The 16,647-nt window shown below is 67.4% G+C and carries 13 protein-coding genes; 10 read left to right on the forward strand and 3 right to left on the reverse strand.

The window, feature by feature from the left end; translation table 11 throughout:
* The first annotated feature begins 81 nt into the window (after nucleotides 1–81).
* The 5 genes from U5A56_RS07960 to U5A56_RS07980 all read left to right on the forward strand — a co-directional run bounded on the left by U5A56_RS07960 (nucleotide 82) and on the right by U5A56_RS07980 (nucleotide 7,617).
* Entirely contained in the window at nucleotides 82–1,725 is a 1,644-nt protein-coding gene (locus U5A56_RS07960; protein ID WP_321921767.1) for a 3-(methylthio)propionyl-CoA ligase, read from the forward strand.
* Between the two features lie 183 nt (nucleotides 1,726–1,908).
* Entirely contained in the window at nucleotides 1,909–3,993 is a 2,085-nt protein-coding gene (locus tag U5A56_RS07965) for a 3-hydroxyacyl-CoA dehydrogenase NAD-binding domain-containing protein (protein ID WP_321921769.1), read from the forward strand.
* Nucleotides 3,994–4,036: 43 nt separating this feature from the next.
* Nucleotides 4,037–4,669 carry a bifunctional nicotinamidase/pyrazinamidase gene (gene pncA / locus U5A56_RS07970; protein WP_321921771.1) on the forward strand — a complete coding sequence of 211 codons (633 nt, stop codon included), beginning with the start codon at nucleotides 4,037–4,039 and terminating at the stop codon, nucleotides 4,667–4,669.
* A 49-nt stretch (nucleotides 4,670–4,718) separates the two neighbouring features.
* Complete coding sequence (locus U5A56_RS07975) at nucleotides 4,719–5,897, forward strand: acetyl-CoA C-acyltransferase (RefSeq protein ID WP_321921773.1); 1,179 nt, start codon at nucleotides 4,719–4,721, stop codon at nucleotides 5,895–5,897.
* Nucleotides 5,898–6,216: 319 nt separating this feature from the next.
* The gene (locus U5A56_RS07980) at nucleotides 6,217–7,617 is read left to right on the forward strand and encodes a sensor domain-containing diguanylate cyclase (RefSeq protein WP_321921775.1); all 1,401 of its coding nucleotides are present in this window, start codon (nucleotides 6,217–6,219) and stop codon (nucleotides 7,615–7,617) included.
* A gap of 133 nt (nucleotides 7,618–7,750) precedes the next feature.
* Here the strand turns inward: U5A56_RS07980 and U5A56_RS07985 are convergent, their stop codons facing one another.
* Nucleotides 7,751–9,910, reverse strand: coding sequence for a hypothetical protein (locus U5A56_RS07985; protein ID WP_321921854.1), 2,160 nt, complete (start codon nucleotides 9,908–9,910; stop codon nucleotides 7,751–7,753).
* 858 nt (nucleotides 9,911–10,768) lie between these two features.
* Here U5A56_RS07985 and U5A56_RS07990 point away from each other — a divergent pair.
* The 5 genes from U5A56_RS07990 (at nucleotide 10,769) to U5A56_RS08010 (ending at nucleotide 14,642) form a co-directional block, all read left to right on the forward strand.
* Nucleotides 10,769–11,890, forward strand: coding sequence for a sensor histidine kinase (locus U5A56_RS07990; RefSeq protein WP_321921776.1), 1,122 nt, complete (start codon nucleotides 10,769–10,771; stop codon nucleotides 11,888–11,890).
* Between the two features lie 401 nt (nucleotides 11,891–12,291).
* Nucleotides 12,292–12,606 (forward strand): Dabb family protein, encoded by a 315-nt coding sequence (locus tag U5A56_RS07995; protein WP_121858954.1) that lies wholly within the window; start codon nucleotides 12,292–12,294, stop codon nucleotides 12,604–12,606.
* Entirely contained in the window at nucleotides 12,603–13,082 is a 480-nt protein-coding gene (locus tag U5A56_RS08000; protein WP_124570151.1) for a PaaI family thioesterase, read from the forward strand. Before U5A56_RS07995 ends, U5A56_RS08000 begins: the two co-directional genes overlap by 4 nt.
* Before the next feature lie 125 nt (nucleotides 13,083–13,207).
* Nucleotides 13,208–14,167 (forward strand): alpha/beta hydrolase, encoded by a 960-nt coding sequence (locus U5A56_RS08005; protein WP_257771434.1) that lies wholly within the window; start codon nucleotides 13,208–13,210, stop codon nucleotides 14,165–14,167.
* A 34-nt stretch (nucleotides 14,168–14,201) separates the two neighbouring features.
* Nucleotides 14,202–14,642 (forward strand): GNAT family N-acetyltransferase, encoded by a 441-nt coding sequence (locus U5A56_RS08010; protein ID WP_044843655.1) that lies wholly within the window; start codon nucleotides 14,202–14,204, stop codon nucleotides 14,640–14,642.
* A gap of 28 nt (nucleotides 14,643–14,670) precedes the next feature.
* On the opposite strand, the gene U5A56_RS08015 is transcribed toward U5A56_RS08010, so the two are convergent.
* A complete protein-coding gene (locus U5A56_RS08015; protein WP_321921779.1) occupies nucleotides 14,671–15,516 on the reverse strand; it encodes an NRDE family protein in 846 nt (281 codons plus the stop codon).
* A 76-nt stretch (nucleotides 15,517–15,592) separates the two neighbouring features.
* Nucleotides 15,593–16,627, reverse strand: a complete 1,035-nt coding sequence (locus tag U5A56_RS08020; RefSeq protein WP_321921781.1) for a folate-binding protein — start codon at nucleotides 16,625–16,627, stop codon at nucleotides 15,593–15,595.
* Nucleotides 16,628–16,647: the final 20 nt, after the last annotated feature.

The raw sequence follows: 16,647 nt of genomic DNA on the forward strand, positions 1-16,647 counted from the left end.
TCCGGGCCGTGGACGGGTTGCAGGCTGGCGCATCGCTTCGAGGCTGGTCACCGATTCGCGTCCTTCCGGGAGAACAAGACGATGGGTAAGCCGTTGCTGGGCCAGATGATGGACATGCCGTTGCTGGTGTCGTCGCTTATCGCGCATGCCGCGCGTTATGCGGGCGACACGGAGATCGTGTCGCGGCGCGTGGAAGGCGACCTGCATCGCTACACGTACCGCGACTGCGAGCAGCGCGCGAAGCGCCTCGCGCAGGCGCTCGCACGGCTCGGCGTCGAAGCGGGCGAGCGCGTCGGCACGCTGGCCTGGAACGGCTACCGGCATCTGGAGGCGTACTACGGAATCGGCGGGATGGGCGCCGTGTGCCATACGATCAACCCGCGGCTCTTTCCCGAGCAGATCGCCTACATCGTCAATCACGCGGAAGACCGCTACGTCTTCTTCGACATCAATTTCGCGCCGCTCGTCGACGCGATCGCGCCGCAGTGCCCGCACGTGAAGGGCTGGATCGCGATGACGGATGCCGCGCACCTGCCGTCCGGCGCGACGCCGTACCTGTGCTACGAAACGCTCGTCGACGCCGAGGACGGCCGCTATGACTGGCCGCGCCTCGACGAACTGCAGGCGTCAGGCCTGTGCTACACGTCGGGCACGACCGGCAATCCGAAGGGCGTGCTGTATTCACATCGCTCGACGGTGCTGCACGCCTACGGCGCCGCGCTGCCCGACGCGATGAACCTGTCGGCGCTGGACGCGGTGTTGCCCGTCGTGCCGATGTTCCATGTGAACGCGTGGGGGCTGCCGTACGCGGTGCCGCTCACCGGCGGCAAGCTGGTGCTGCCCGGCAAGGACCTCGACGGCAAGTCGCTGTACGAACTGATGGAGGCCGAACGCGTGACGTTCTCCGCGGGCGTGCCGACCGTGTGGCTCGGGCTGCTGAACTACATGCGCGAGGCCGGCGTGCGCTTCTCGACGCTGAACCGCACGGTGATCGGCGGTTCGGCGTGCCCGCCCGCGATGCTGCGCACGTTCGAGGACGAATACGGCGTGCGCGTGATCCACGCGTGGGGAATGACCGAGCTGTCGCCGCTCGGCACGCTCGCGAAGCTCAACTGGGCGCAGTCGCAGCGGCCGCTCGACGTGCAGCGCCGGTTGCTGGAGAAGCAGGGGCGCGTGATCTGCGGTGTCGACATGCGGATCGTCGGCGACGACGGCCGCGAACTGCCGTGGGACGGCGTCGCGTTCGGCGAGCTGCAGGTGCGCGGGCCCTGGGTGATCGATCACTACTTCAAGGGCGATACGTCGCCGCTGTCGGACGGCTGGTTCCCGACCGGCGACGTCGCGACGATCGACCCCGACGGCTTCCTGCAGATCACCGACCGCAGCAAGGACGTGATCAAGTCCGGCGGCGAGTGGATCAGCTCGATCGACATCGAGAACGTCGCGATCGCGCACCCGGGCGTCGCCGAAGCCGCGTGCATCGCGTGCGCGCACCCGAAATGGACCGAGCGTCCGCTGCTCGTCGTGGTGCCGCGCGAGGGGGCGAACCTGACCCGCGACGCGCTGCTCGCGTTCTACGAAGGCAAGGTCGCGAAGTGGTGGGTGCCCGACGACGTCGTGTTCGTCGAATCGCTGCCGCACACCGCGACCGGCAAGCTGCAGAAGCTGAAGCTGCGCGAGACGTTCCGCGACTACGTGCTGCCGACGGCGCGCTGCGCACCGTAAGCCGCGGCCGCCGACGGCCCGCCGCGCGGTCGCCCGATCCGGCCCCCGGATCGGGAACAAATTCAAATTGAACGACCGTGCTTTTTCGTTGTATGCTGCCTCCGTTCGATCCGGACATGCGGCCGTTCGACCGCGCACAATGAAGCGCAGCCACCCCGGCGCGCGATGCATGGAGGCAGGCAGATGGCAGTGGATTACTCGACTCGCGACGGCGTGGCCGTCATCACGCTCAACAATCCGCCGGTCAACGGGCTCGGCCTGTCGACGCGCCAGGGCGTCATGGACGCGCTCGATCGTGCCGCGCAGGATCCGTCGGTCACGGCGATCGTGCTGACCGGCGCGGGCCGCGCGTTCTCGGGCGGCGCCGACATCACCGAATTCAATACCCCGAAGGCCCTGCAGGAGCCGACGCTGCACACCGTGATCCGCGCGGTGGAGGCGAGCGCGAAGCCGGTCGTCGCGGCGCTGCACAGCGTCGTGATGGGCGGCGGTCTCGAGCTCGCGCTCGGCGCGCACTATCGCGTCGCGGCGCCCGGCGCGCAGGTCGCGCTGCCCGAAGTGAAGCTCGGCCTGTTGCCGGGCGCGGGCGGCACGCAGCGGCTGCCGCGCGCGGTGGGCCTCGAAACCGCGCTGAACATGATCGTGTCGGGCGCGCCGGTGCCGTCGGAGCAGCTCGCGAACAGCGGGCTGTTCGACGCGATGGCCGACGGCGACCTGCTCGATGCGGCCGTCGCGTTCGCGCGCAAGGTCGGCGCGCAGCAGGGGCCGCATCCGCGCGTGCGCGATCGCAGGATCGTCCACGACAATGCCGCGGGCTTCATCCAGTTCGCGCGCAATTCCGCGCGGGCCGCCGCGCCGAATTTCCCCGCGCCGCACAAGTGCATCGACGCGATCGAGGCCGGCGTGCTGAACGGCTTCGACAAGGGCAGCGTCGCCGAACGCGACGGTTTCGTCGCGCTGATGATGACGCCGGAAAGCCGCGCGCTGCGGCACGCGTTCTTCGGCGAGCGCGCGGCGAGCAAGATTCCCGACGTGCCGGCCGATACGCCGGTGCGCGAGATCCGCCGCGTCGGCGTGATCGGCGCGGGCACGATGGGCGGCGGGATCGCGATGAACTTCGTCAACGCGGGCCTGCCCGTCACGGTGCTCGAGACGAAGCAGGACGCGCTCGACCGCGGCCTCGCCACGATCCGCAAGAACTACGACGCGCAGGTGAAGAAGGGCAAGCTCACGCAGCAGAAGCTCGACGCGCGCATGGCGCTGATCACGCCGACGCTGTCCTACGACGACCTGAAGGACGCGGACCTGATCGTCGAGGCCGTGTTCGAGGAACTCGGCGTGAAGGAGCAGGTGTTCGGCCGGCTCGATGCGGTGGCGAAGCCCGGTGCGATCCTCGCGTCGAACACGTCGACGCTCGATGTCGACAAGATCGCCGCGTTCACGAAGCGTCCGCAGGACGTGGTCGGCATGCACTTCTTCAGCCCGGCCAACGTGATGAAGCTGCTCGAGGTCGTGCGCGGCGCGCAGACCGCGAAGGACGTGCTCGCGACCGTGATGGCGGTCGCCAAGAAGATCCGCAAGACGGCGGTGGTGTCGGGCGTGTGCGACGGCTTCATCGGCAACCGGATGATCGAGCAATACATCCGCCAGGCGCTCTTCATGCTCGAGGAAGGCGCGCTGCCCGCACAGGTCGATCGCGCGATCGAGAAGTTCGGTTTCGCGATGGGCCCGTTCCGGATGAGCGACCTCGCCGGCAACGACATCGGCTGGGCGATCCGCAAGCGCCGCTACGTCGAGAAACCCGATCTGCACTACTCGAAGATCGCCGACCGCCTGTGCGAGCAGGGCCGTTTCGGCCAGAAGACGGGCGGCGGCTGGTACGACTACGTGCCGGGCGAGCGCAAGGCGAAGCCGTCGGCGCTCGTCGACGAGATGGTCGTCGCGTATTCGAAGGAGCGCGGCGTCGAGCGGCGCAAGATCGGCGACGACGAGATCGTCGAGCGGCTCGTGTTCGCGCTCGTCAACGAAGGCGCGAAGATCCTCGAGGAGAAGATCGCGTCGAAGGCGTCCGACATCGACATGGTCTATCTGACCGGCTACGGGTTCCCGCTGTGGCGGGGCGGCCCGATGCTGTATGCGGACATGGTTGGCCTCTACAACGTCGAGCGCGCGATCCGCCGCTATGCGGCCGCGCCGAACGGCGACGCGTGGCAGCTCGCGCCGTCGATCGTCGAGCTCGCCAGGGCCGGGCGCGGGTTCAACGGCTGACGGCCCGCGTGACCGCGCGGCCAGGCTTGCAAGGAGAAACGCAATGAAACGCACTGACGACGTGTTGCTCGTGATCGACGTGCAGTACGACTTCATGCCGGGCGGCGCACTCGCGGTGCCGGACGGCGACGCGGTCGTGCCGGTGATCAACGCGCTCGCGCAACGTTTCGACCAGGTCGTGCTGACGCAGGACTGGCACCCGGGCGAACACGTGTCGTTCGCGGCGAACCACCCGGGGCGCGAGCCGTTCTCGACGCTCGCGCTGCCGTACGGCGAGCAGGTGCTGTGGCCCGTGCACTGCGTGCAGGACACCGAAGGCGCGGCGCTGCATCGCGACCTCGACATTCCGCACGCGCGGCTCGTGATCCGCAAGGGCGGCGACGCGCAGGTCGACAGTTATTCCGCGTTCGTCGAAGCCGATCGCACGACCCGCACGGGGCTCGCCGGCTATCTGCGCGAGCTCGGCGCGAAGCGCGTGTGGTGCTGCGGGCTCGCGACCGACTATTGCGTCGCGTGGTCCGCGCTCGATGCGCGCGCGGCCGGCTTCGAGGCGGCCGTGATCAACGACGCATGCCGTGCGATCGACCTGAACGGGTCGCTCGCGCACGCATGGCAACAGATGCAGGCGGCGGGCGTCGCACATGTGACGTCCGCGGGCGCGCGCCCGACGGCGTAGCGCATTCCTATCCGATTCAGGACATGATGCAGGACCGAAGGAGACTCGCATGACCGAAGCCGTAATCGTATCGACCGCACGCACGCCGCTCGCGAAATCGTGGCGTGGCGCATTCAACATGACGCACGGCGCGACGCTCGGCGGCCACGTGGTTGCGGCCGCGCTCGAACGCGCGAAGCTGGACCCCGCGCGCATCGAGGATGTGATCATGGGCTGCGCGAACCCCGAAGGCGCGACCGGCGCGAACATCGCGCGGCAGATCGCGCTGCGCGCCGGACTGCCGGTGAGCGTGCCGGGGATGACGGTGAACCGTTTCTGCTCGTCCGGGCTGCAGACCATCGCGCTCGCCGCACAGCGGATCATCGCGGGCGAGGGCGACGTGTATGTCGCGGGCGGCGTCGAATCGATCTCGTGCGTGCAGAACGAGATGAACCGGCACATGATCCAGGAGGGCTGGCTCGTCGAGCACAAGCCGGAGATCTACTGGAACATGCTCCAGACGGCCGAGAACGTCGCAAAGCGCTACGGGATCGCGAAGGAGCGGCAGGACGAGTACGGCGTGCGCTCGCAACTGCGCGCCGCGGCCGCGCAGGAAGCCGGGCGCTTCAACGACGAGATCGTGCCGATCACCGTGCGGGCAGGCGTCGCCGACAAGGCGACGGGCCGGCTGTTCACGCAGGACGTGACGGTGTCGGCCGACGAGGGCATCCGGCCCGACACGACTCTCGAGGGCGTCGCGAAGATCCGTTCGGCCGTGCCGGGCGGCGTGATCACCGCGGGCAACGCGAGCCAGTTCTCGGACGGCGCGTCGGCGTGCGTGGTGATGAACGCGGATGTCGCGCAGCGCGAAGGGCTGCAGCCGCTCGGCGTGTTCCGCGGTTTCGCGGTCGCCGGTTGCGAGCCGGACGAGATGGGCATCGGCCCGGTGTTCGCGGTGCCGAAGCTGCTGAAGCAGGCGGGGCTGACGGTCGACGACATCGGCCTGTGGGAGCTGAACGAAGCGTTCGCGGTGCAAGTGCTGTACTGCCGTGACACGCTCGGGATTCCTGACGATCGCCTGAACGTGAACGGCGGCGCGATCGCGGTCGGCCATCCGTACGGCGTATCGGGTGCGCGCCTGACCGGCCATGCGCTGATCGAAGGCAAGCGGCGCGGCGTGAAATACGCGGTCGTCACGATGTGCATCGGCGGCGGGCAGGGGGCTGCCGGCCTGTTCGAAATCGTCTGATATTTGTGCGCAGGAGGGGCGGCCGCGGCTTTTGGGGGGACCGAAACCGCGGCCGCGATGCGAATCGGCGAAATCCGTGGGCGATTCGTAAGAAACAGGAAGCAAACGCCATGCATTCGATGCTGCCGTTTCCCCTTACTTGTCAAACGATTTGCCGCACCTATACTTGCTCTGACATTTGCCTTTCGGCGGGATGGGCCAACGCGTGCGTCGTACCGGCGCACGTGACGCGTTTCCGGTAGCCGGCGAAGACGATGCATCGCGCGTTTCCGGCACCGTGGGCGTTCGAACCACGCAGCAGACCGAAACGGGGACCAAATTGAGCACGACCTATGCAGCCGGGGAACCGCCGCGCGTCGTCAGCGCGGCCGCGAGGCTCTACGCGAAATGCCTGCTGGTCGGTTTTGCATTGCTGCCGGCCTATCTGATTGCCTATCTGTGGTTCTTCAGCGACCCGCACGTCGTGTTCGAGAACCACGCGTTCCATGAAATCGCGATCGCGGCCGCGACCCTCGAAGGCGCGTTCGTCACCTACGTGACGTGGGTGTGCTACCGGTCGTCCGGCGAGCCGCTGCTGCGCTGGCTGACGCTCGGCTTTCTCGGCTTCGCGATGATCTACGCGCTGCACGGTGCGTTCACCGGGATGGCGCACCACAACATCTGGCTGTTCCTGCTGTACGGGCCCGCCTCGCGCCTCGTGATGTCGATCCTGCTGCTGACCGGCCTGCTGTCGTATTCGCAGCCGCCCGATCGGGTGGAGAGGCGTACGCGCGCGCGCACGTGGCTGCCGTGGGTCGTGTTGTTCGTGACCATCAACGTGGCGGTTGCGTACATCGCCTATTCGCCCGTCGCCGGCGCGCCGGGTACGCGGCTGTCGATGGAAGGCGGCGCGCTGGTGTTTTCGCTGCTGAACGTCGGCGTGCTGCTCGCGCGGCGCATCCGGTCGCCGCTGATGGTGATCTACGGCGTGTCGATCATGGCCTTCGCGCTGTCGTCGCTCGCGTTCATCCTCGGCAAGCCGTGGAATCACATGTGGTGGCTCGCGCATGCGATCTTCGCGGGCGGGTTCTTCCTGCTCAGCTACGGCGTCGTGCAGGCGCTGCAGACGACGCGCTCGTTCTCGGCGATCTACAGCCAGGAAGACCTAATGAGCCGGCTGTCGGAATCGATGGCGCGCACCGAGAGTGCGTTGCAGGAACTGCGCCGCACGAACCAGAAGCTCGAATACATGGCCGCGACCGATCCGATGACGGGCGCGTCCAACCGCCGCCAGTTCATCGCGCAGGTCGAGCGCGAGATCGTGCGCGCGGAACGCGACGGCACGCCGTTTTGCCTGCTCGCGCTCGATCTCGACAACTTCAAGAACATCAACGATGCATACGGGCATCAGATCGGCGACGAGGTGCTGCGCGGCGTCGTGCGCCAGTGTCTCGAGGCGATACGTCCGGCCGGTGCGCTCGCGCGAGTCGGCGGCGAGGAGTTCATGGCGCTGTTGCCCGAGATGCCGCTCGAGGGTGCTCGCATGACGGCCGAGCGCGTGCGTTCGTCGATCGCGAGTTCGCCGTTCGGGCTGGATTTCAAGCGCGTGCAGGTGACGGTCAGTGTCGGCGTCGCGCAGTATGGGGTCGACGGCGGGACGGTCGATGCGTTGTTGCGCGCGGTCGATGAACGCTTGTATCAGGCGAAGCGGGACGGGCGCAATCGCGTGGTCGCGCACTGACGGACGAGCGCCGCGCATCCGGCGGCGTGGTGTGCTCGGATGCAGCGCAATGGCGGCGCGATGCGATGTCCGCGCGGTTTGCGTCCGGCCTGAATGAAGCCCCGTACGCGAATGTGCGTGCGGGGCTTTCGTTTCATTGGTGCATCGTCTGGCGAGCCGCGATGGCCGCCGCCTGCTGTGGCTGCGCATCCTTCATCCGCTCCATCGCCTGCCACCAGTACTTGCCGGTCCGCAGTTGCGGATCACGAATCGCGAGATACGTCGTACTCCACAGCTGCGCCGCATTGGCCTCGGTCGCGTCCGCGCTGCGCGTGCCGAACGCGTCGGTCTGATACCGGCCGTTCACGTACGACCACGTCCACATCTCCGACGTGCGCATGTCGCGCCCGTTCGAGATCACTTGCCAGATCGTCTGCCGTGCCTGCGTCAGCAGCGCGCGTGTCGTGTCCGACAGATCCTGGCGCGCGAGTTGCCGATCGAGCCCGGCGACCCACATCGCCTGCTGCCACGACCAGATCACGGTGCCGTGATACGCGGAACTCGTGAACTTCGGCCACAGTGCCTGGCTCGCATACGCCGGATTCGCGATCAGCATCCCGACATCGGTGACGAGCCCGGTCGGGAAGGGCCGCGTGACGTCGGCGACGATGCGCTGGAGTTCGTCGTCCGGCGGCGTGCCGAACAGCAGCGCGAAGCCGCCGTCGGAATTCATCACCGGAACCGGCGTGCCCTGCTGGTCGAGCGACAACGCGTAGAACGTGAGCGGCGCGCCCGGCGCGGTGCCGGCCGGTACGCCGGCGGACGGCGCATACGCCGACACGTCGGTCGTCGCCTGTGCGGCCGGCACGCTCACCTGGAACAGCGGCGGCGCCTGCCGTTCCCACGTGGCCGCTTCGGCCGCCGTGTTCGCGAGTGCCGCGCGTTGCCCGGCGTCCAGGTACGGATCGAGCAGGCCGCGCGTGAGGAACGCGTTCGCCGCGCGCAGCGCGGCCGGCACGAGCACCGCGTTCACGTCGTACGGATAGACACCGCCGCCGAGCCCGTCGGTGCTGTCGCGCCAGTTGCCGACGATCTCGCCGGGCCGCAGGTGGATCAGGTTCGCAACCGACGGCTGCTGCGCGAACGGCTGCGCGGTCGCCGCGACGTTCAGCAGGTTGACGACGAGCCGGCTGCCATTGGTCTGACCGTCGCCGCCGCGCTGCGCGAGATAGGCGGTCGCGCGCGCCTGGCCGCGCGTGTCGTCGATCAGCCACGCCGCCGCGATCGGCGCGAGCAGGTAGTCGCTGTCGATCATCTTGTAGTCGTAGGTCGGCGTCGCATCGTTCGGCCGGCCGTGCTTCGCGTTGTCGACCAGTGCGAATTCGCCGATGCCTTCCTCGTGCGCGACCTTGCCGTCGTTCGACAGGCGGCTCAGTACCGACGTCAGGCCGGCCTCGATCGCCGCCGGTTCGAGCACCGGCATCAGCATGCGCACCGAAATCAGCGTGTCGCGGCCGAAATACGTGTCGTACTGCCACGAGCCGGCCAGCAGCTTGTCGTGGAAGCTCAGGAATTCGAGCACGTTCTGGCTGACCGGGTCGGGATTCGCGGACGGGGCGAGCAGGTCGGCGCGCGTGATCGGCGACATCGGCGTCTCGCCCGACAGCGCGTCGACATGCAGCTTCAGCGCGCGCGTACCGGCCGCCGCGCGCAGCACCAGCTTGCCGTCCGCGGCCGTCGCGATGCTGCCGCCGTCCCGCGGCGTGATGCGCAGTGCGTAGCCGGGGGCGCGGTCGAGCCGGTCGCGCTGCCATTGCGCGGCGCTGCCCTGGATCGTCGGGGCGGTGACGATCTCCGGCGGAATCGTCGCGCCGCCGTTGAAGTCGCGCAGGAAGCGCACGTTGCTGAGCACGCCCTGGCGGATCGTCAGCGTGTCGGTGTCGACCGACACGTCGGCGCCGATGCCGTACAGCGGGCGGCCGTGCGGGTCGGGTGCCGACAGTGCGGACGGTGGCGTGTCGAGGCTCCAGTTCACCGGCTGCGCAGTGTCGTCGAACCACAGCCCGGTGCCGCTGTTGCCGGCCGGAAACACGACAAGCAGACGCGGCTTCGTCGACGAGCGCACCAGCAGATGGGCGGCGACCTTGTCCTGCCGGTAGAACGCGTTGATCTGCCCGCCGGCGTCCATGCGGAACGACAGTGCAGCGCTGGAAGAGGGCGGCGTGTCGTTCGAATGGACGTCGTCGTCGTTGCAGGCGGCCAGCAGGCCGGCGCAGACGAATCCCAGACACAGCGATTTCGTGAAGCGATGCACGTTCATGACGACCCTCCTGACGACTGCGATTTTTTATCGAAATGCCCGGATGAGCGGACGGCTCGATCCGCTTCGTTCTGCGTCGCAGGCATTCTGAAAATGCCCGGATTAATCGTGATGTGATGCTTGCGGGGCGAATTGAACCGTTTTTTAATCGGGGGGCGATAAAGGCTGAATATGGAAAACGATAGCCCACACCACCCGTTACGAAACGGGTGAAGTCGATGGAGAGCGCTTTCGGCAGGCGAAGGATGAGGCTCTGCCGGTGCTGGAAAAATCAGATGAAAGATGTTGTAGGGGATTCTAGATTTTCATGAAAGCCAAAGTCAATCAGGTTCGATCAATTTCGATGTGTTTTATTTGATTTTCGTAATTATTACCCGGTGAGCCGGTAAAAGATGCAATTCCGTCGAAATGAATAATGAATCTGGATAACGACCGGTCGATTGATCCGAAATGGCGCTTCAAATCGAAGATTAATCGGCAATGCTGGAACGCATGGCGACTGCAGTGTCGTCCGTCATGACCGTTGTGCGAAGGGATCGGTGGCGGGCGCGGCAATGGCCGATTCGAAGAATCGCGAAGCACAGGCCGTGAAAGTTGCCTTGATGGCCGGGCGTAGCCGCGCCTTTGACGGGTAACCACGAAGTTCGCGTTACCACGAGTTGTTGCACATTAGCGGTTGCGGCTTCGCGCGCTGGCCCGTCTTGGGGCCGGGCAAATCACCATACGATAGAGGGCACCTGACAACGGGTTTGCGCGCGGCTTGCCATGTAAGCGTCTTCGATCGTTGGTATTCGCGTGATCTCGTGCGGTATCACAGGAGCATCCACCGTTCATTTCGTTATGTGGGGCGACATGCGACTAGCTGATTTCATCCTGCGGAACATGGAGTCGATCCTGGTGCAGTGGGAAGCGTTTGCCGCCACGCTGTTACCGGCCGCAAAGGGCATGGACTCGTTCGCGCTACGCGACCATTCACGGCAGATCCTCGAGGCCGTGGCCAAGGACATCGGCACCCCGCAAACGCGGGACGAGCAACACGAAAAATCGCTCGGGCGCGCGCCCGAGCCGGTGAACGCCACGGAAACCGCCGCGCAGACGCATGCCGTGCTGCGCGCCCGAAGAGGTTTCAACATCAATCAACTGGCGGCCGAGTATCGGGCGCTGCGTGCGAGTGTGCTGCGCCTGTGGATCGACGAGTGCCAGCCGGGGCTGCCTCACATGGACGACATGATTCGTTTCAACGAGGCGATCGATCAGGCGCTCGCGGAATCAGTCGCTTTCTTTACCGAGCAGGTCGAGCAGGCTCGCAACTTGTTGTTGGGCATGCTGGGTCACGACATGCGCACGCCGCTGCAGACCATTCAGATCACGGCGACTTATCTGGCGGCGCTCAATGCGGGAGAGGAAGTATCGGAGGCCGCAGCCCGGCTGATCAGAAGCGGGGGGCGCATGCAAGGCCTCCTTGACGATCTCTGCGATTTCAATCGAACCCAGCTCGGGCTGGGCATCAACGTTGTTCCGCGCAATGTCGATCTCGCACGTGTGCTCGCCAATGTGGTCGACGAACTGCGGGCGGCTCATCCGGATCGGGAAATCGAGGTCGACGTAAGCGGCGACCTCCGGGGGGACTGGGACGATCAGCGCATGCAGCAATTGCTGAGTAATTTGGTGAGCAACGCGATCAAGTATGGCGCGTCCAAAACGCCGGTGCGGGTGACGGCGGTATCGGCTGACAAGGAAGTGCTCATCGAGGTTGGGAATAGAGGGCCGGCGATGGACCGACTCACGCTGGAGCGCATTTTCGACCCCCTTCAGCGCGGAGCCGACCAATCGGCAAGTGCGAGTGACGATGTCGGGTTGGGGCTCGGCTTGTACATCGCCAGCGAAATCGCAAAGGCACATCACGGCCGAATTGACGCGCGGTCCGATCCGACGGAAACAGTATTCGAGGTGCGCCTGCCGAGAGGCGCGTGAACCGTGGTTCGCGATGGCGGCCAGCCATGCGGGGCTTACAACCGGAATGCGGAGGGCGATTCGCCGATCGCGAATACGATTTCCTTTCCGGCAATCCCGTATCGATACCGTCAGCGCTTCTAGCCAGATGGGCGCATCTCAAGATGCCGTCCATTCGCGCCGGCAAGTTTGGTACGCTTGTCGGCTGCTTTCGCTAGCCGGATCGTGACGTCCGCACGTGGCACGGTGAAAAAGCGGGTATCGTGGTTGGAATCTTGAACTTGTACCGGCTTGGATACCCGCTTTTTTCCCGGCAGGGCGCGATTTCGACGAACGTGAGCGAACGATGAACAGGCTGTGTGATACCCGGCTGACAAGGTTCTGGGCGAACCGCCGAACCAACACGAACAGGAGCAACGCAAGTGATTAGACACATCGTCATGTGGAAGCTGAAGGAATCGGCCGAAGGCGGCACGCGCGCGCAGAACGCGCTGAAGCTGAAGGAAAAGCTCGAAGGCTGCCGCGACCTCGTACCGGGCATCCTGCAGCTCGACGTCGGCATCGCGACGCCGGGCCTCGAAGCGACGTCCGACGTCGTGCTCGTGTCCGATTTCACGGACCAGGCCGCGCTCGATGCGTATCAGGTGCACCCGGTTCACCAGGAAGTGAAGAAGTTCATCGTGGCGGTGGCCGAATCGCGCCAGTGCGTCGACTACCTGTCCGACAGCGCACGATGAGCGACGCGACATCCCCGGCGGCCGGCCCGTCGATCGAAAGCCCGTTCGTCGACCTGCTCGGCGTGCGGCTCGTGTCAGCGAAGGACGGTGCGAGCGAGATCGTGCTGCCGCTCGACGAGCGGCACATGAACACGTGGAGCATCGCGCACGGCGGCGTGACGATGACGCTGTCGGACATCGCGCTCGCGATGGCCGCGCGCAGCCTGACCGACGACGGCGTCGGCGTCGTCACGGTCGAGATGAAGGTGAACTTCATGCAGCCCGGGCGCGGCGAGTTGCGCGCATACGGACGCGTGATGCATCGTTCGACGACGATGGCGTATTGCGAAGGCGAAGTGCGCGACAGCGACGGCAACTTCGTCGCGAAGGCGCTCGGCACGTTCAAGTACATGCGGCGGCTCGCGGTGGGCCGCGACATCAAGCGGCAACGCACCCGCACCGCGCCGGATGCGCAGCCCGGCCCGAGCGACGCGTAAGCGCCCTCGACGAACGGCCCTGCCTTTTCACCGGCAGGGCCGTTTTGCGTGGCGGCCCGGCACCGCGCGGCGTGGCATCATGTGACGCTTGTCCGTTCACGGCGCCGTTCGCGCCGTCCTCACCGATGCCGCTGAATCCGAAGATTGCCCAGGTGCTCGACATGGTCGAGCGCGCGAAACGTCCGTCCTATCACCACCAGACGGCGCAGCAGGCGCGCGCCGCCTACGAGAAGAGCGCGCCGATCCTCGACGTCGCGCCGGCGCCGATGCATTCGGTCGAGGCCTGCGTCGTGCCGACACGCGACGGCCGCTCGATCGGCGCGCGGCTGTACCTTCCGGTCGAGCCGAGCCTCGCCGAACCGCTGCCGGCGCTCGTCTATTACCACGGCGGCGGCTTCACGGTCGGCAGCGTCGATACGCACGACGCGCTGTGCCGGATGTTCGCGCGCGACGCGCAGTGCGCGGTGCTGTCGGTCGGCTACCGGCTTGCGCCCGAACACCGGTTCCCGACCGCGGTGAACGACGCCGACGATGCATTGCGCTGGCTGCATCGCGAGGCCGCCGCATTCGGCATCGATGCGACGCGGCTCGCGGTCGGCGGCGACAGCGCGGGCGGCACGCTCGCGACGGTCTGCGCGGTGCTCGCGCGCGACGCGGGTATCGGGCTTGCGCTGCAACTGCTGATCTATCCGGGCGTGACGGGTCACCAGGACACCGAATCCCACGGACGGCTCGCGAACGGCTACCTGCTGACGCAGGACACGATCCAGTGGTTCTTCACGCAATACTTGCGCGATCGGTCCGACCGCGACGACTGGCGCTTCGCGCCGCTCGACGGCACGCGCGACGCGCCGTCGTTCGCCGGTGTCGCGCCGGCCTGGATCGCGACGGCCGAATACGATCCGCTGAGCGACGAGGGCGCCGCGTACGCGGACAAGCTGCGCGCGGCCGGCAATACGGTTACGCTGGTCTGCTATCCGGGGATGATCCACGAGTTCTTCAAGATGGGCGGCTACGTGCCGGAGGTGCGGGCCGCGCATGCCGACGCGGTGGCGGCGCTCAGGGCCGCATTCGACGACGTTTGACGGGGGCGGCGCCCGGCGCCGCGCGGAGGAAGCGATGACCGACGGCTGGGTGGAAACGGGCGACTGGGCCGTGCTGGGCGGCGATGCCGCACGGATTCGCGATGCGGTGTTCGTGCGCGAGCAGCGGATTCCGCCGGAATGGGAACTGGACGACGAGGATCCGCTGTCGTTGCACGCGGTTGCCTACCGGGTCGATGCGGCGACCGGCGCACGCCGCGCGGTCGCGACGGGACGGCTGCTGCGCACCGGCACGATCGGCCGCGTCGCGGTGCTGGCCGACGCGCGCGGGCAGGGCGCCGGATCGGCCGTGCTGCATGCGCTGCTGGATGCGGCGCGGCATCGCGGCGAGCCGGTCGTGCGGCTTTACGCGCAGGATGCCGCGGTGTCGTTCTACGTGCGGCACGGCTTCGCGGCAATCGGCGAGCCGTTCGTCGAAATCGGCGTGCCGCACGTCGAGATGGCGCGCGCGCCGTAGCGCCGCCCCCGCCGCTCCCGCCGCAGGCTCAGCGCGGCGGCGTCGCGTCGATGTCGAACGTGAACGCACGCTCGAAACTGCCCGGGCGAACGGTGCGGTGCGAGCCGTCGTCGTCGCAGCGTTCCTTGATGTCGACCGTCAGCCGTACACCTTCCTTCATCGTCACGCGCAGCGCGGTCGTGCCGCGCGTGCCGTATTCGGGTGTCTCGATGAACGCGGCCGACAGTGCGCGCTCGCGCTCGATCGGAATGCCGGTGTGCGGCAGCGCGTCGTCGTCCGCGACATGCGGATCGCGCATCAGCGCGATCAGCTCGTCGAGCGACGGGGCCGGGTTGTCGGTCAGCAGCGTGCCGAGTTCCGCGCGCTTGCGCACGACTTTGGGCCAGGGCGTATCGAGCCGGGCATTCGACAGCGCATGCACGCCGGCGGCGATCGCGACCGGCGCGGCGACGCGGGTTTCGCCTTCGGCCGCGCGGTTGCAGAACCACGCGAGCTCGCGCCGCTTCCAGTCGCCGACCAGCAGGTTGAAGCCGTTGTACACGGCCGCGTGCTCGGCCAGCTCGCCGAGATAGTCGAGCGGCGCGACGGACGGGCCGCGGAGGAAATCGGACACGAGCTTGCCGCGGGTCGGCGCGCCCGCGCGAATGTCGAACGGCGCGCGGTAATTGGTCAGCGCCGCGAAGCGGCCGTCGCGCGATACGCCGAGCCACGTGCCGCCGGCTTCGAGATCGCGGCCGGCCAGCACGCCCGGCACATCCTCCCACCACGAAAGCGGCGCACTCGTACGGCGAAAGAACTCATCGCGGTTGGCGGTCAGGGTAAAGACGGGACCGGCGGCGGCATCGGGCTGCCAGTCGAAGGCAATCAGACACATCGGGCGAATCTCTCGCAGGAAACATCGGGCGCCGGCTGCATCGTGCGAGCCGGCGTGCGACCGGGTTGTCAGTGCGTCACGCTTCCGTCGGCCACGCGTACGGCAGCGCGTCGAACGCGAGTGCCGGACCGTCGGCCGAACCGAGGTGCACGGTGCCGCTGTCGAGCGCGGCCAGCTTGATCTCGACCAGCGCGTCGACGCCGCCCGCGGGCGCGGCCGCCGCATTGACGATCATCCCGCACGGCTGGCCCGGGTCGTCGCTGTGGAACAGCTCGACGCCGGCATGCACGGTGTCGGTCTCGCCGGCGACGTGCGCGAGCGCGGTACGGCGCTTGATCGTGCCGCGGTACTGGCTGCGCGCGACGATTTCCTGGCCCGGGTAGCACCCCTTCCTGAAGTTAACGGCGCCGATCACGTCGAAGTTGACCATTTGCGGCACGAACTGTTCGACGGCCGGCTGCGTGATGCGCGGCTCGCCCGCGCGCACGTCGAGCCAGTCCCAAACGGCCGGCGACACGACCGGCAGCGTGCCGGCGAGCGCGGCGAGACGCGCGTCGACTTCCGCGCGCGGCCCGATCCACAGGTAGCGCTTGCGGCCGGCCGCGTCCGGGACGCGGATCAGCGCCCCGGCCGGGCCGTCGACCTTCACGTGCACGCCGTCCGGCAGCGCGTCGAAGATGCCCGACAGCGCTTCGCGCACGTCGCCCGCGAAGCCGACCACCGCGAGCGTGTCGCTCGCGTCCGTCAGTTTCGCCTTCGCGCGCAGCACGAACATCGACAGCCGTTTCTGCACGGCGGCCTGGACGTCCTTCGAGACGAGCAGGCGCACGCCGTGACCGGCGCGCCAGGCGAGGAACGACGCGAGCAGGCGCCCCTTCGGCGAGCAATAGCCGGACAGGCGCGCGCTCGCGGCATCGAGATGCTCGATGTCGTTGGTGAGCTGGGTGTGCAGGAACGTCGCGGCGTCGTCGCCGGCCACGTCGATCACGCCGAACTGCGCAAGCGGCATGCAGGCGCCCGGCGCGTCGAAATCGGCGGCGGACGGGCGGGGGAAAACGGGGAGCGAGACGGGTGCGGGCTGGGCAGCCGGTGAAGCGAATGGTGTGCTCATGGAATGAGGGAACAGTCAAC

Source organism: Burkholderia sp. BCC1998, assembly GCF_905339875.1.
GTDB lineage: Bacteria > Pseudomonadota > Gammaproteobacteria > Burkholderiales > Burkholderiaceae > Burkholderia.

Bases quoted from the DNA above. Each gene is read 5' to 3' on its own strand.
- U5A56_RS07965 (WP_321921769.1), top strand. From the start codon at position 1,909: ATGGCAGTGGATTACTCGACTCGCGACGGCGTGGCCGTCATCACGCTC.
- U5A56_RS08010 (WP_044843655.1), top strand. From the start codon at position 14,202: ATGACCGACGGCTGGGTGGAAACGGGCGACTGGGCCGTGCTGGGCGGC.
- U5A56_RS07975 (WP_321921773.1), top strand. From the start codon at position 4,719: ATGACCGAAGCCGTAATCGTATCGACCGCACGCACGCCGCTCGCGAAA.
- U5A56_RS07990 (WP_321921776.1), top strand. From the start codon at position 10,769: ATGCGACTAGCTGATTTCATCCTGCGGAACATGGAGTCGATCCTGGTG.
- U5A56_RS08020 (WP_321921781.1), bottom strand. From the start codon at position 16,627: ATGAGCACACCATTCGCTTCACCGGCTGCCCAGCCCGCACCCGTCTCG.
- U5A56_RS07960 (WP_321921767.1), top strand. From the start codon at position 82: ATGGGTAAGCCGTTGCTGGGCCAGATGATGGACATGCCGTTGCTGGTG.
- U5A56_RS08005 (WP_257771434.1), top strand. From the start codon at position 13,208: ATGCCGCTGAATCCGAAGATTGCCCAGGTGCTCGACATGGTCGAGCGC.
- U5A56_RS08015 (WP_321921779.1), bottom strand. From the start codon at position 15,516: ATGTGTCTGATTGCCTTCGACTGGCAGCCCGATGCCGCCGCCGGTCCC.
- U5A56_RS08000 (WP_124570151.1), top strand. From the start codon at position 12,603: ATGAGCGACGCGACATCCCCGGCGGCCGGCCCGTCGATCGAAAGCCCG.
- pncA (WP_321921771.1), top strand. From the start codon at position 4,037: ATGAAACGCACTGACGACGTGTTGCTCGTGATCGACGTGCAGTACGAC.